Source organism: Spirillospora sp. NPDC047279 (genome assembly GCF_040643285.1).
Taxonomy (GTDB): Bacteria; Actinomycetota; Actinomycetes; order Streptosporangiales; family Streptosporangiaceae; genus Spirillospora.
In genome coordinates this window covers 43898-57171 of the sequence record NZ_JBEYUA010000032.1, presented here as the reverse complement: position 1 = coordinate 57171, position 13274 = coordinate 43898, and the positions used below count along the sequence as shown (strand labels likewise).

At 74.0% G+C, this 13274-nt stretch carries 14 protein-coding genes; 10 read left to right on the top strand and 4 right to left on the bottom strand.

Annotated features, from left to right (window positions below):
- Positions 1-125 precede the first annotated feature (125 nt).
- From ABZ810_RS46050 to ABZ810_RS46040, 3 genes are all read left to right on the top strand, one after another.
- The gene (locus tag ABZ810_RS46050; protein WP_358414606.1) at positions 126-1070 is read left to right on the top strand and encodes a MerR family transcriptional regulator; all 945 of its coding nucleotides are present in this window, start codon (positions 126-128) and stop codon (positions 1068-1070) included.
- A 187-nt stretch (positions 1071-1257) separates the two neighbouring features.
- Complete coding sequence (locus ABZ810_RS46045) at positions 1258-1821, top strand: sigma-70 family RNA polymerase sigma factor (RefSeq protein ID WP_358414603.1); 564 nt, start codon at positions 1258-1260, stop codon at positions 1819-1821.
- Between the two features lie 65 nt (positions 1822-1886).
- Complete coding sequence (locus ABZ810_RS46040; protein ID WP_358414600.1) at positions 1887-2849, top strand: DUF523 and DUF1722 domain-containing protein; 963 nt, start codon at positions 1887-1889, stop codon at positions 2847-2849.
- 64 nt (positions 2850-2913) lie between these two features.
- Here ABZ810_RS46040 and ABZ810_RS46035 read toward each other — a convergent pair whose 3' ends face one another.
- Together ABZ810_RS46035 and ABZ810_RS46030 are read right to left on the bottom strand one after the other, a co-directional pair.
- Entirely contained in the window at positions 2914-3699 is a 786-nt protein-coding gene (locus ABZ810_RS46035; RefSeq protein ID WP_358414597.1) for an enoyl-CoA hydratase-related protein, read from the bottom strand.
- Positions 3692-4525, bottom strand: coding sequence for a PaaX family transcriptional regulator C-terminal domain-containing protein (locus ABZ810_RS46030; RefSeq protein WP_358414594.1), 834 nt, complete (start codon positions 4523-4525; stop codon positions 3692-3694). The genes ABZ810_RS46035 and ABZ810_RS46030 overlap by 8 nt, the downstream gene beginning before the upstream one ends.
- A gap of 156 nt (positions 4526-4681) precedes the next feature.
- On the opposite strand from ABZ810_RS46030, the gene ABZ810_RS46025 reads away from it, so the two are divergent.
- From ABZ810_RS46025 to ABZ810_RS46015, 3 genes are all read left to right on the top strand, one after another.
- Positions 4682-4849, top strand: coding sequence for a DUF3117 domain-containing protein (locus ABZ810_RS46025; RefSeq protein ID WP_151568744.1), 168 nt, complete (start codon positions 4682-4684; stop codon positions 4847-4849).
- Positions 4850-4976: 127 nt separating this feature from the next.
- Positions 4977-6452 (top strand): leucyl aminopeptidase, encoded by a 1476-nt coding sequence (locus ABZ810_RS46020; RefSeq protein WP_358414590.1) that lies wholly within the window; start codon positions 4977-4979, stop codon positions 6450-6452.
- Positions 6453-6651: 199 nt separating this feature from the next.
- Positions 6652-7161, top strand: a complete 510-nt coding sequence (locus ABZ810_RS46015) for an anthrone oxygenase family protein (RefSeq protein ID WP_358414587.1) — start codon at positions 6652-6654, stop codon at positions 7159-7161.
- A gap of 123 nt (positions 7162-7284) precedes the next feature.
- Here the strand turns inward: ABZ810_RS46015 and ABZ810_RS46010 are convergent, their stop codons facing one another.
- Together ABZ810_RS46010 and ABZ810_RS46005 are read right to left on the bottom strand one after the other, a co-directional pair.
- Positions 7285-7977 carry a hypothetical protein gene (locus ABZ810_RS46010; RefSeq protein ID WP_358414584.1) on the bottom strand — a complete coding sequence of 231 codons (693 nt, stop codon included), beginning with the start codon at positions 7975-7977 and terminating at the stop codon, positions 7285-7287.
- Positions 7978-7984: 7 nt separating this feature from the next.
- Positions 7985-8590: an O-methyltransferase gene (locus tag ABZ810_RS46005; RefSeq protein ID WP_358414581.1), complete on the bottom strand. Its 606-nt coding sequence runs from the start codon at positions 8588-8590 to the stop codon at positions 7985-7987.
- A gap of 210 nt (positions 8591-8800) precedes the next feature.
- On the opposite strand from ABZ810_RS46005, the gene sigE reads away from it, so the two are divergent.
- The 4 genes from sigE (at position 8801) to ABZ810_RS45985 (ending at position 13271) form a co-directional block, all read left to right on the top strand.
- Positions 8801-9433, top strand: a complete 633-nt coding sequence (gene sigE, locus ABZ810_RS46000; RefSeq protein ID WP_358414578.1) for an RNA polymerase sigma factor SigE — start codon at positions 8801-8803, stop codon at positions 9431-9433.
- A gap of 59 nt (positions 9434-9492) precedes the next feature.
- On the top strand, positions 9493-10188 hold the full coding sequence (locus tag ABZ810_RS45995) for a zf-HC2 domain-containing protein (RefSeq protein WP_358414575.1): 696 nt from the start codon (positions 9493-9495) through the stop codon (positions 10186-10188).
- On the top strand, positions 10185-11348 hold the full coding sequence (locus ABZ810_RS45990; protein ID WP_358414572.1) for a sigma-E factor regulatory protein RseB domain-containing protein: 1164 nt from the start codon (positions 10185-10187) through the stop codon (positions 11346-11348). Before ABZ810_RS45995 ends, ABZ810_RS45990 begins: the two co-directional genes overlap by 4 nt.
- Positions 11349-11426: 78 nt before the next feature.
- Positions 11427-13271: a trypsin-like peptidase domain-containing protein gene (locus ABZ810_RS45985; RefSeq protein ID WP_358414569.1), complete on the top strand. Its 1845-nt coding sequence runs from the start codon at positions 11427-11429 to the stop codon at positions 13269-13271.
- Positions 13272-13274 lie beyond the last annotated feature (3 nt).

Here is a 13274-nt window from a genome sequence, read left to right as displayed (position 1 = left end):
CGGCGGTTGCAACCGGATGGTGATCGCCGTCCGAATCCCCGGTAGAGAGGCCTAATCTGAAGCGTTCCGGATTGGCAGGACGAGCAGGACGAGCAGGGCGGGACGAGCGGGGCGGGAGGTGCGGGATGGACGGAGCGGGGCTCAGCGTCGGCGCGGTGGCGCGCCGGCTCGGCGTCGCGCCCTCGACCCTGCGCACCTGGGGCCGCCGCTACGGCATCGGACCGAGCCGGCACAGCGCGGGCGGCCACCGCAGGTACGACCCGACGGACGTGGCGCGGCTGGAGCTGATGAACCGGCTGATCCTGGACGGCGCCCCGCCGGAGGAGGCGGCCCGTACCGCCCTGGCCACCGCCGCCGCCGACCTGGAGTCGGCTCTCGCGCCGCCGGTGGCCATGCCGCCGGAGGCCACCGGGCCGGTCCGCGGCGCGGGCGGCCACCGGCTCGCGGTGTCCGACGGAACCCCCGCCACCCGGGCGCTCGCGCGGGCCGCGATGGCGATGGACATGGTCACCATCCAGGGGCTCGTCGCCGACGCGCTGGCCCGGCACGGCGTGGTCGGGGCCTGGCAGGAGGTGCTGGCCCCGGTCCTGATCGGGATCGGTGAACGGCACCAGGCCACCGGCGCGATCATCGAGGTCGAGCATCTGCTGTCGGGGTGCGTCCTGGGCGCGCTGACCGCCGAGATCGCCGCGGCGGACCCGCCCCTGACCAGCCGTCCCGTCCTGCTGGCGTGCGCGCCGGAGGAGCAGCACAGCCTGCCGGTGTACGCGCTCGCCGCCGCCCTGGCGGCCGACCGCATCGCGGTGCGGGTGCTCGGAGCCCGGGTGCCGTACGCCTCGCTGGCCGACGCGATCCGGCAGCTCGGACCGGCGGCGATCTTCATCTGGTCGTCGCTGCCGGGCACGGGCGACCCCGTTCCGCTCGCCGCGCTGCCCGGCGGGCGCCCGGCGCCCCGGCTGGTGGTCGGCGGACCGGGGTGGGCGTACGGCCGGATGCCCGCGGGCGCCCGCGCTGTGACGAACCTCCCAGACGCCCTGGCCGAGATCCACGCGGCCCTGGGCCACTACTAGGTCCCCACCCGCCCGTAGCGCCTGCCGGGCAGGGCTTCCGGCGGTTTCGCCGGGCCGGTCCGCGGCGGCCCGCGAGCACGAGCGGTCCAAGGTCAACACGGGTTCTTTGCCCCGAGGGGGTTGCGCGCACCCCACCATCGCGACTATGAACAAGTTTTGAAGAGGTTTTCGCGGTGAGGAGTGAGCGATGAAGCTGGGGCCGAGGACGGCGATGCCGGGTTCGTCGGGTAGGAGGGGGCCGGACGAACTGCGAGCGCTCGGCGCGCGGCTCGCGGACGACGACGAGACCGCGCTCGCCGAATGTGAAGCCGTCCTCGGCCCCTCCCTCCGGCGTTTCCTGCGCCGGCGCCTGCCCGCCGACCTGGTGGACGACGCGGCGCAGGCCGTGCTGGTCGACCTGTGGCGCTGCCGGCACCGCTTCGACCGCGAGGGGAGCTTCGAGGCGTGGCTGTTCACGATCGCCCGCCGCCGCGCGGTCGACCAGCTCAGGGCGCGGCCCGCTCCGTGCCTGCCGCTCAGCCAGGCGGCCGAGCGGCCCGGCGCCGACACGGCGGACCGGGTGGTGCGCGCGTACGACGTGCGCCGGGCGCTGGCGGCGCTGCCGGACGTCCAGCGGCAGGCCATCGAGATGGCCTACTTCGAGGACCTGACCCAGCAGGAGATCGCCCGGCGGCTCGGTGCGCCGCTCGGCACGATCAAGGCCCGTACCGCCCGTGGCCTGCACAGACTCAGCGACCTGCTGGCGGGCTGAGACCGGTGATGACGGGGAAGGTCTCCCAGGGACGGGCGGCCGGACGACGAGGGAGGGTGACTCCGATGGACCTGGCGCCTCTGGACCCGGTGGTGCCGCGGGTGGCGGTCTCGGGCTGCCTCCTGGGCGAGCCGGTGCGCTACAACGCCGGCCACTGCCGCAGCCGGTTCCTGACGCAGAACCTCGAGCCGTACGTGGAGTGGGTGTCGGTCTGCCCGGAGATGGAGATCGGCCTGGGCGCGCCGCGCCCGTCGTTGCGGCTGGTCGGCCGCGAGGGCGGCGACCTGCGGCTGGTGACCAGGGACGGCTCCGCCGACCACACCGACGCGATGGTCGAGCTGGCCGACCGGCGCGCCGCCCAGCTCGCCGATCTCGACGGCTGGGTGCTGAAGTCGCGGTCGCCGAGCTGCGGCCCGCGCGGCGTGACCCGCCACCTGGAGAACGGGAACCCGGCCGACCGGCGCAGCCGCGGCGTCTTCGCGGGGCGGATCATGGACGCGCTGCCCGCCACCCCGGTCGAGGAGGAGGGGCGGCTGAACGACCCGGTGCTGCGCGAGCACTTCGTCGAGCGCATCTTCGCGCAGGCCCGGCTGCGGGCGCTGTTCGAGGGCGGCTGGAAGGGGCGCGACCTGGTCGCCTTCCATTCGGCCCACAAGCTGCAGATCCTCGCGCACGACCCGGCCCGCTACCGGCTCCTCGGCCGGGTCGTCGCCGCCGCGGGCGCCCGGCCGCCGGACGAGCTGCGCGCCGAGTACACCGACCTGTTCGCCGCCGCGTTCGCCGTACGGCCCAAGCGCGGCCGCCACGTCAACGCGCTGCAGCACGTGTTCGGGCCCATGAGCGAACGGCTCGACGACGCCCGGCGGCACGACATCACCGGGATCATCGACGCCTACGCGCGCGGCGAGGTGCCGCTCCAGGTCCCGATGACCCTGCTGCGGCACCACGCGCGCGGTGAGGACATCGCCTACCTCCAGGCGCAGACCTACTTCCAGCCCTACCCGGCGGACCTCCCGATCGGGGCGTGACGGCCCTGGGGCGTGTCTCGAAGTCGGCGTCCGTGGCGTAGGGCAGTCGACTGCGAGACACGATCTAGGAGCCTTCGAACTCCGGCTGCCGCTTGGCGAGGAACGCCTCGGTGGCGGCGTGGTGGTCCTTGGTCTTCTCGCACAGGTCCTGCAACTCGGCCTCCTTCTCCAGGGAGGAGGCCAGGTCGTTGGCGGACGCGTGGGCGAGGGCGGACTTGACGGCGCCGTACGAGACGGTCGGCCCCGCGGCCAGGCGCCGCGCCAGCTCGACGGCCGCCGGGGCCAGCTCGTCGGCGGGCACCACCCGGTTGACCAGGCCGAGCTCGAGCGCCTCGGGGGCCTTGATCCGCTCGCCGAGCAGCAGGAGCTCGGCCGCCTTGGTCCACCCCACGCGGCGCTGCAACGTCCACGACATGCCGCTGTCGGGGGCCAGCCCGATGCCGGTGAACGCGGTGGCGAACGAGGCCTTGTCGGACGCGATCACCAGATCGCAGGCCAGCGCGAAGGAGGCGCCCGCTCCCACGGCCACGCCGTTGACGGCCGCCACCACGGGCTTGGGCATCTCGGTGATGGTCCGCACGATCGGGTTGTAGTGGCGCCGCACGGTGTCTTTCAGGCCTTCGCCCGCCGCCAGGTTGTCGCCGTGCTCGCGCAGGTCCTGCCCGGCGCAGAAGACCCGGCCCGAGCCGGTGAGAATCACCGCGCGCACGGCCGTGTCGCCGGCGGCGCGTTCGAGGGCGGCGAGCAGAGCCGACTTCGTCTCGTCCGTCAGCGAGTTCATCGCGTCCGGCCGGTCGAGTGTGATTGTCGCCACACTCTCGGTGAGGTCGTACAGCACGGTGTCAGACATCGTCGTCCTCCTCGTCGCCCCGCGGGGCGGTCTCCCCGGGGATCTTCTCCAGGGTGTCCTCCAGGCAACCTTCGACGAACCGCGAGGCCGCGGGCAAGAGGCGTGCGGCCTCGGCGTCGAAGAAGCGCGCCGCCAGCATGCCGGGCCAGCCCGGCGGCAGCACGGCCGGGGGCAGCCCGGGGTCGCGGAAGAGGAACTTGCGCCACTCGTGCACCAGCCTGCTGCGCACGGCGAACGCCCGCTCGTCGGAGGGCGCGGGGTCCCCGGCCAGCAGGGCCCGCGCGTCGGCGAGCCAGCGTTCGTACGCCCTGGCCAGCCCCTCCAGGTCCCAGGCCCGCGCGACCAGCCCGTGCGGGTCGCCCTCGTAGACCGACAGGAACCGTTCGGCCCGCGCGGATTCGGCGTCCAGCAGCGGATCCAGCTCGCTCGACGGCCGCGGGCTGATCCAGGTCGTGTCGTCCAGCCGGGCGTAGCCGAGATAGCCCAGCCCCGCCGTGAGCCGGTCCCGGCGGGCCCGCTCGCGCACCCGTTCCACCACCAGCAGGTGCCAGCGGCCGTCCCACGGGCCGAGATCCCGGTAGATCCGGTGCGCCGCCTCGTCCAGTCTCCGGGCCGCCCGCGGGGTCAGCGCATATCCCGCTCCGCGCGGAAGCCGCACGGGTTCGAGCCATTCCTGCCGCACCATTCTGGACACCGCCGTGCGCACCGCCGGCGCCGCGATCCCAAGGGCGGACATCAGCCGGACAAGGGCCGCGATGGGGGCTTTTCCGCCGCGCTCCCTGAGGTGATCCCCGTAGAGATCGAACAGTGCGGAACGAGCATTCATAGGAGGAGTCTCTCGATCTGGAGGCTGATCGTTACCACTTCGCGCCCGGAAGACGAGATAATGGACCACTACTGATGACGCGGATGCGACAGGCGGCCACGCGGCCAACGGTGCCCGGAGGCCCCACGCGGCCCTAGGCAGGAAGGGGATGCACGCATGGCGGCGATGAAGCCGCGGACAGGAGACGGTCCGCTCGAAGTGACCAAGGAGGGGCGCGGAATCGTCATGCGGGTCCCGCTGGAAGGCGGCGGACGCCTTGTCGTGGAGCTCTCCGCAGACGAGGCCAAGGAGCTCGGCGACGCCCTGAAGGAAGTCGTCGGCTAGGGCCTCTTCCCAAGCCCCGAATGCGGTGAGGTCCCGGCGGCGACGCCGGGGCTCTCACCGTGTTCGCCACCGGCCGGACCACCCGAGCACGACAGCGTGAGCGAAGGACAGAGGGGGAGCCAGCGTCATGCCCATCGAGACCGAGGTCAGCACCGTCGGCGGCGTGTTGTCGGAGGCGGCCGGGAGCCTTGGGGCCGATGTGGTGGCCGTCCCGGTGCGGTCGGGCCCGGTGGCCCCCGCCGCCGAGATCGCGGGCCTGCTGCCGTTCACGCTGGACGAACTGCTGACGCTGCACCGGGCCAAGGGCGAGGCAGGCGAGGCCGTGTCGACGCCGGTGCGGATCGGTGGCCGGGTGCTGGAGCTGCTGCTGTACGGGGTGGGCGAGGCGTCCCCCGCCGACCTGCGCAAGGCGGGCGCCACGCTGGCACGGCGCGGCAGGGGCCGCACGACGATGGCCGCCGGCGTGCCGGACGGCGATCTGGCGGCCTTCGTCGAGGGCGCCCTGCTCGCCTCGTACACGTTCAAGATCGGCACGCCGCCCACGAAGGCGCCGCTGGCGACGCTGGCCGTGCTGACCGAGGCCGGGCAGACCGAGGCCGGCAGGGAGGCGAACGCGGCGGCGATCGAACGCGGCACGGCGGTGGCCCGGGCGGCCGCGCTGGCCCGCGACCTGGCCAACACGCCGTCCGGCGAGAAGGGCCCCTCCTGGCTCGCCGACCGCGCGGTCGAGATCGCCGCCGAGACCGGCCTCACCGCGCGGGTGCGCGGCGAGAAGGAGCTGGCGGAGGGCGGGTTCGGCGGCCTGATCGCGGTCGGCGCGGGCTCGCCCCGCCCGCCGCGGCTGATCGAGCTCACCTACGCCCCCGAGGGCGCCGCCCGCCACGTCGTGCTGGTGGGCAAGGGCATCACGTTCGACAGCGGCGGCCTCTCGCTCAAGCCCAACGACAACATGAAGACCATGAAGACCGACATGGCCGGGGGCGGCGTGGTCATCGCCGTCATGTCGGCGCTGCGGTCGCTGGGCGTGAACGTCAGGGTCACCGGCCTCATCGCCGCCGCCGAGAACATGCCGTCCGGCTCGTCCATGCGGCCCGGCGACGTGATCACCCACTTCGGCGGGACGACGTCGGAGGTGCTCAACACCGACGCCGAGGGCCGCCTGGTCCTCGCCGACGCCCTCGCCTACGCCGACGCCGAGCTCGACCCCGACGTGGTCGTCGACGTGGCGACGCTGACCGGCGCGGCCAAGGTCGCCCTCGGCCTGCGCACCGGCGCGCTCTTCGCCAACGACGACGCGCTGGCCGGCGCGCTGGAGACGGCCGGCGAGACCGCCGGCGAGCGGTTGTGGCGGCTGCCGCTGGTCGAGGACTACCGGGTCGCGATCGAGTCGGACGTGGCCGACGTGGCCAACATCGAGCGCCGCGGCTTCGGCGGCGGCGCGATCATGGCGGCGCTGTTCCTGCGCGAGTTCGTGGGCGAGCGCACCTGGGCGCATCTGGACGTCGCCGGGCCGGGCCGCTCGACATCCGAGAACGCCGAGATCACCAAGGGCGCGACCGGCTTCGGCGCCCGCCTCCTGCTCGCCTGGCTCGCCACCGCCTGACGCCCCTCCCCGGTGCCCCTGCCCGGCGCCCCTGCCCGGCGCCCGTCCGGCGGCGGCGCCTGGTGCGGCCGTGCGCCGGGAGGGCGTGGACGCACGCGTATGCGGTCCGTTCTCGCGGACATGTCGTCGCAGGCCGCGCGGCTGTTGGCTTGAAGACACGACGGAGAACCCGTCGGACCTCTGAGACGGGAGCCACCTGATGTTCAAGGCACTGCAGACCGGTTCGCTCTTCGCCGCGGTCCTCACGACCGGGCTCATGGCCGGGCTCTTCGCCGCGTTCTCCTACGCGATCATGCCGGGGCTGGCGAAGGTCGACGACCGCGCGTTCATCGACTCGATGCAGCGGATCAACGTGGCGATCATCAACGGCTGGTTCATGCTGAGCTTCCTGGGCGCGCTGGCGTTCGCCGGGCTCGCCGCGGCCCTGCACTGGAAGGGCGAGGCGCGCACCGCGCTGCCGTGGATCATCGCCGGGCTGGTGCTCTACCTGGTCATGTTCATCATCACCGGCGCGATCAACGTGCCGATGAACAACGAGCTTGACGCCGCGGGCGACGTCTCGAAGATCGCCGACCCGGCGGCCGTGCGCGCGGCGTTCGAGGACAGGTGGATCGCGTGGAACGTGGTGCGGGCGGTGACCTCCACGGCGGCGTTCGGCTGCCTGGCCTGGGCGCTCGTCCTGCACGGCCGCGTCACCGGCAAGGGCTGACATGAGACCCGCCCGCGGTGGGCCCCGGGGCGACGGCCCCGGGGCCGCCTGCCGTCCGGGCTGCTCGTCGTCCGGGCTGCTTGTCGTCCGGGCTGCTCGTCGTCCGGGGCGCCTGCCGCCGGGTCACTTCTTGCGGCGGTCGACCACCGGGATCTCGTGGCGGCGGCGCGCCTCGGAGACGATCTCCTTGAGCGAGGCGGTCCAGCCGGAGTCGATCGCGAAGCACCAGCGCGCCGCCGCGGCCGTCATCGGGACGTCCGGCAGGGTGAGCGCGACCAACTGCGGCCGTTCGGCCGTCCGGGCCAGTTCGAGCAGGTCGGCGGACGGCAGGAACACCAGATGGTCGAGCTCGCCGCGCTTGGCGCTCGCCAGGCCGCGGCGCACCGCGCACATGCCGTGGATCTCGGCCCACGGCAGCACCCGGTCGGACCGGCGCGGCAGCGGCCAGCGGGCCGGACGCCGGACGCCCGCAGGCTCCAGCACCAGCAGCGGCCGGCGGCTGATCAGCATGCCGGTGGACGTGGACAGGCCCGCCCCGAAGAGCGCCAGCCCCGCCACCCCCATCACCACGAAGAGCACGCTGCCCGCGCTCATCCCGCGCATCAGCCCGCCCGCGATGAAGCCCACCGAGGCGATCACCAGGATCAGGCAGGCCGTGATCGACACCGTGTTGCGCCAGGTCAGCCGCCCGCGCACCACGAACGGCGCCAGCTCCTCGCTCCCGCCCGTGCTCCCGGCCCCGGCGGGGGAGCCGCCGGACGGGTCGGTGCCGACGGAGGAGGCGTCGTGGTCGTGGTCGCCGCTCATGGCCGTCATCGCCGTCTCAGGCGTCGCGCTTGACGGCGCAGAGGAGGCCGTCGCCGACCGGGAGCAGCAGCGGGACGAGCCGTTCGTCGTCGCGGACCATGCGGCTCACCTCGCGGATCGCCGCGGTCTCGGGGTCGCGGACGTCAGGGTCGGCCACCCGGTGGTGCCAGGTGGCGTTGTCGAAGGCCACCACGCCGCCCGGACGCAGCAGGCGGAGCGCGTCCTCCAGGTAGGCGGGGTACTCCTGCTTGGCCGCGTCGCAGAAGACCAGGTCGTAGGCGCCGTCGGTGAGGCGGGGCAGCACCTCCAGGGCACGGCCGACGATCATGCGGGTGCGCGAGGTGCCCAGACCGGCCTCGACGTAGGCCTGCTTGGCCAGCCGCTGGTGCTCGGGCTCGACGTCGACGCTCGTCAGGACCCCGTCCTTGCGCATGCCGCGCAGCAGCCAGATGCCCGAGACCCCGCAGCCGGACCCGACCTCCACCACCGTACGAGCGTCGATCATGGCCGCGAGGAAGCGCAGCGCGGCACCGCCCGCGGGACCGATCGGAACGGCGCCGATCTCCTCGCCGAGACGGCGCGCGTTGAGAATGGGCTCGTCTTCGGGGAGGAAATCCTCCACGTAGGCCAGGGTGGCCTGAATGGCGTCGATGGCTGCCTCCTCGCGGGACCCCCGCCTGGCTCATGCTGGAAAGACCATATCGCTGACCGGGAACCAACTCGCGTTTCGTCGCGTTCTAACTGACAGTCGGTCCACAACCGCCCCAGCCCAGGCGTGACCGTGTCGTTCCCAAGCGACAGCGTTAGGTACAGAGAGGAACAACCCGGGACCATGGGAGTCGCAGCACTTACATTCAAGGGCGCTGTGGGGGTCGGGCCCAGGCAGGGGTTCGGTGACGCAGCGGCAAGGGAGAACGCTCCGGACGCGGAGTGGGCGCCCCCGTCGTGGGACGAGGTCGTCCGCCAGCACTCCGGGCGCGTCTACCGCCTTGCCTACCGGCTGACGGGCAACCAGCACGACGCCGAGGACCTCACGCAGGAGGTCTTCGTCCGGGTGTTCCGTTCGTTGTCGAACTACACGCCCGGCACGTTCGAGGGCTGGCTGCACCGCATCACCACCAACCTGTTCCTCGACATGGCGCGCCGCCGCCAGCGCATTCGCTTCGAGGGGCTGGGAGACGACGCCGCCGAGCGGCTGCAGGGCCGTGAGCCCACGCCCGCGCAGGCGTTCGACGACCGCAACTTCGACGCCGACGTCCAGGCCGCGCTCGACGCCCTGGCCCCCGAATACCGGGCGGCCGTGGTGTTGTGCGACATCGAGGGGCTGTCGTACGAGGAGATCTCGGCGACGTTGGGTGTCAAACTTGGGACCGTGCGCAGCCGCATCCACCGGGGACGTGCGCAGCTGCGCGCCGCGCTCGAGCACCGTGCCCCGCGCCGGAGGCTTCAGCCGGAGGGCGTGTAGCAGGGCGCCGGACGCGCGTGCCGGTCGCGCGCGACTGATCAGAACGACGAGGGAGCCGCGTGAGTTGTCTGGGGGAGCGTCTGACCGCTCTTGTCGACGGTGAGCTGGGTCACGAGGAGCGCGACCGTGCGCTGGCCCACCTCGCGCGTTGCGAGCGGTGCCGGGCCGAGGCGGACGCGCTGCGCCGCCTCAAGGGCCGGTTGCGCGGTCTCGCCGACCTTCCGCTGATCGACGGGAGCGACGACCTCCCGTCCGGTGATCTGATGTCCCGGCTGCGCGCCATGGGCGCGGGCGAGACGACGGCGCCGGGCGCCGGTCCCGGGACGGGGCCGCGGGAGCCGGCCGCCGCTCCGGAGATCGTCACACCGACCGGCAGGCCCGCACCGGCGCGGGCCCCTCTGCTGCGCGGCACCGGGCCGCGCGCGGGCACGCCGGTGTCGTCCAGGCCGCGTGACAACCGTCCCGCGGGCCGAGCCGCGGCCGCCGCCGGCCGGGGGGCCGGACGCGGTGCCCTCGCGGGTGCCGGAGTGGTCGCCTACCGTGCCCCGCGCCGCCGCTATCTCGCCGTCGGCGCCGCCACCCTGTTCCTCGGGCTCGGCGCCGCCTCCTACGCCGCGGGCGGCGAGCGCGACGTGCCCACGGTGACGCCCGCGTTCGACCGGTTCGCCGTCGAACACGCGCTGACGTCCGGAGACGTCCCGCTCACCGATCCGGTGAACGAGGACGTGCCGGCCCAGATCTCGCCGGAGCCGTGACCCTGCGAGCCGGGCTCGGAGGCCGGCGGGGCGCCATGATGGCGGGCGGCCTCGCCGGGGCACTGACCCTGGCCGCGGCGGTGGCGGGCGACGCCTGCGCCGCCCGGCGCCTGCGCAGCGACCCCGAGGCGGTGCGCCTGCTGCAGGCCGCCGCCGAGGCGGCCCGGCAGGTGCCGTACGAGGGCATGCAGGTCCTCACCACCTGGGGCGGCGAGGGGGTCAAGACCTCCGCCGTCAAGGTCGTGCACGCGCCGGGGGAGGGCACCTACCTCGATCCGGGCGCGGCCCAGGGGAGGAACGGCGAGCCGCCGCGCGGTGCGCCCCCGGCCCCGGCGCCCGGCCCCACGTTCCATGCCGACAACTCCGCGATCAGGGGCGCGCTCACCGGTTTCACCACCGAGATGCTGGCCCTCCTGACCCGCAACTACTCCGTCGTCCGCACCGCCGACGCCTCCGTCTGCGGCCGCCGTGCCCGCGTGATCGAGGCGCGCCGGCCCGACGGCACCGCCGCCGGGCGGTTCTGGCTCGACTCCGAGACCGGCCTGATGCTGCACCGCGAGCTGATCGACGACGCCGGGCGGGCCGTCGCGTCCACCGGGTTCCGCGACCTGCGGATCAGCAAGGCCCAGGACTCCGTGCAGGTGTACGGGGGCAGGTCGTTCGGGGAGAGCACGCCCGAGATCCCCAAGGGCACCGCGGCCGCCGCCCTGCCCTGGCGGCACCGGCTGGCGGCCGGCGACCTCGGCACCCTGCGCGAGGGCGGCTGGAACGTCCCGCGGGACCTGCCGGGCCGTCTCAGCCTCTACGACGCCCGGATGTCGGCGCCCAAGGCCGACGCCGCGGGCTCCACCGTCCACCTGAGCTACTCCGACGGCCTGGCGGCGGTCTCGGTCTTCGTCCAGCGCGGCGATCTGGACGAGCGGCGGTTCGCCGGGTGGCGGCGGACCCGGAGCGACGGCCGCACGGTCTACCAGCGCGACTCCCTGCAACGATGGGCGGTATGGGCCGGAGACGGGTATGTCTACACGATCCTGGCCGACGCCCCGCGCGGCACCGCCGATTCGGTGATCAAGGGGTTCCCGGACGGCGGCCCGCGGTTCTGGGGCCGGCTCGGACGGGGGCTGCGGAGGCTGGGCGCGTGGGTCAATCCTTTCGGTTGAGGCCTTATCCTCACCACATGCCCCGCTGGGCAGGATGAGCCCGGATGACGAGAACCATGCTCGGTAGGAGAGATGGGGATGACGGAAGAGAGCCGCGAGCCGCTCAAGGCGTCGCCGGGAGAAGACCGGGTGGTCGCCGGCTACGGGGCTGAGCGGGCCGTGGGGGCCGAACGGCAGGACCAGCCGGACGACGACCTCCAGCAGCCGGCGGAGGGTCCCCAGGACACCGATGGGCGGCCTTCGCCTGAATCGTCCGAAGGATCCGAGTCCTCCGGTGTCGCTGAGGCGCTCGGTGCCGCCGGCCCGGGGCCGAGCGGCCCCGCGCCCGGACCGAACGGCCAGTCAGCCCCGGCTCCCGCGGACAGCGTGGACTGGCCGGGCGACCAGGCCTCGGCGCCCGCCGGGCAGGCCTCGCAGCCCGCAGCCGGCGGTTTCGCGCCGCCGGACATGTTCGCCAAGGACGACGTTCCGCAGCCGGGGCAGGCGCGGCCCACGGCGGTCGAGACGCCCATCCCCGAGGGCATCGACGGCCTGTCCGACCCGTCCCGGCCGCGTCCCGGCTTCGCGCCGCACAACCACGACCCGCGTGCGGCCGCTCAGGGCGCCCCGTACGGCTGGCCGCCCCACGCGAGCCACCAGCCCGCGCCGCCCCCCGGCCCCGGCTCCGTGCCGCCGCCTCCGGGCGCGCGGCCGATGGGCCCGCCGCCGCCCGGCGGCCCGCGGCCCATGGGCGGCCCGCCCGGCGGGTTCGGCCCGTCCCCGACCGGCCCCAACTGGGCTCCGGTGCCGCCGCCACCCGTCCCGTCCCGCGGCGGCCCCGGTATCGGCGTTCTGGCCATCATCGGCCTGATCGTCGCGCTGGTCGCCGGTGGCGTCGGCGCCGGCATCGGCGTGATGGCCACCGGTGACAGTGAGGGCGGCGTCAGCCTCGGCGGAGGCAACGGCTCGGGCGGCCCGGCCGTGCAGAACCGCCCGCCCGACTCGGTGGCGGGCATCGCCAAGCGGGTGCTGCCCAGCGTCGTGATGATCCGCGTCGAGACCGGCGGCGGCGAGGGCGGCGCGGGCACCGGCTTCATCGTCAACGGCGGCTACATCGTCACCAACAACCACGTGGTCTCCGCGGGCGGCAACGCCGCCGGCGGACAGATCACGGTCGTCTTCAGCGACAAGAAGCAGCTGCCCGCCACGATCAAGGGCCGTGACCCCGGCTCCGACATCGCGGTGCTCAAGACCGAGGGCCAGCACTCGATGCCGGCGCTGACCCCGGGCGACTCCGACCAGCTCGCGATCGGCGACCCGGTGATCGCGATCGGCTCCCCGCTCGGCCTCCAGGGCTCGGTGACCACCGGCATCGTCAGCTCGCTCAACCGCGCGGTGCCCACCCGCGGTGAGGGCGGCGGCGACGGCTCGGTGCTCAACGCCATCCAGACCGACGCGGCGATCAACCCCGGCAACTCCGGCGGCCCGCTGGTCGACGCCAAGGGGCGGGTGATCGGCATCAACACCGCCATCGCCACGCTGAGCGGCGGCGGCCTCGGCGGCGAGCAGCAGAGCGGCAGCATCGGCCTCGGCTTCGCGATCCCGATCAACCAGGGCAAGCGGGTCGCCGAGGAGATCATCAACACCGGCAGCGCCAAGCGCACCCAGCTGGGCATCGGCATGGACCAGCGGTTCCAGGGCCCCGGTGTGAAGATCAGCGAAACCGAGCAGAACGGGATCGTCCCGATCGTCAAGGGCGGCCCGGCCGAGCGCGCGGGGCTGAAGCCCGGCGACGTGATCACCAAGATCAACGACCAGCCGATCGAGGACCCGTCCGACCTGGCCGCCCAGATCCGCAGCAAGGCCCCGGGCGACAAGATCAAGGTCACCTACACCCGAGGTGGCAAGGAGGCCACGGTCGAGGTCACACTCGCCGCGGCCTGACGT

Excerpts from the sequence above, each read along its gene's own strand:
- ABZ810_RS46050 (WP_358414606.1), top strand. The coding sequence starts at position 126 with ATGGACGGAGCGGGGCTCAGCGTCGGCGCGGTGGCGCGCCGGCTCGGC.
- ABZ810_RS46045 (WP_358414603.1), top strand. The coding sequence starts at position 1,258 with ATGAAGCTGGGGCCGAGGACGGCGATGCCGGGTTCGTCGGGTAGGAGG.
- ABZ810_RS46040 (WP_358414600.1), top strand. The coding sequence starts at position 1,887 with ATGGACCTGGCGCCTCTGGACCCGGTGGTGCCGCGGGTGGCGGTCTCG.
- ABZ810_RS46035 (WP_358414597.1), bottom strand. The coding sequence starts at position 3,699 with ATGTCTGACACCGTGCTGTACGACCTCACCGAGAGTGTGGCGACAATC.
- ABZ810_RS46030 (WP_358414594.1), bottom strand. The coding sequence starts at position 4,525 with ATGAATGCTCGTTCCGCACTGTTCGATCTCTACGGGGATCACCTCAGG.
- ABZ810_RS46025 (WP_151568744.1), top strand. The coding sequence starts at position 4,682 with ATGGCGGCGATGAAGCCGCGGACAGGAGACGGTCCGCTCGAAGTGACC.
- ABZ810_RS46020 (WP_358414590.1), top strand. The coding sequence starts at position 4,977 with ATGCCCATCGAGACCGAGGTCAGCACCGTCGGCGGCGTGTTGTCGGAG.
- ABZ810_RS46015 (WP_358414587.1), top strand. The coding sequence starts at position 6,652 with ATGTTCAAGGCACTGCAGACCGGTTCGCTCTTCGCCGCGGTCCTCACG.
- ABZ810_RS46010 (WP_358414584.1), bottom strand. The coding sequence starts at position 7,977 with ATGACGGCCATGAGCGGCGACCACGACCACGACGCCTCCTCCGTCGGC.
- sigE (WP_358414578.1), top strand. The coding sequence starts at position 8,801 with ATGGGAGTCGCAGCACTTACATTCAAGGGCGCTGTGGGGGTCGGGCCC.
- ABZ810_RS45985 (WP_358414569.1), top strand. The coding sequence starts at position 11,427 with ATGACGGAAGAGAGCCGCGAGCCGCTCAAGGCGTCGCCGGGAGAAGAC.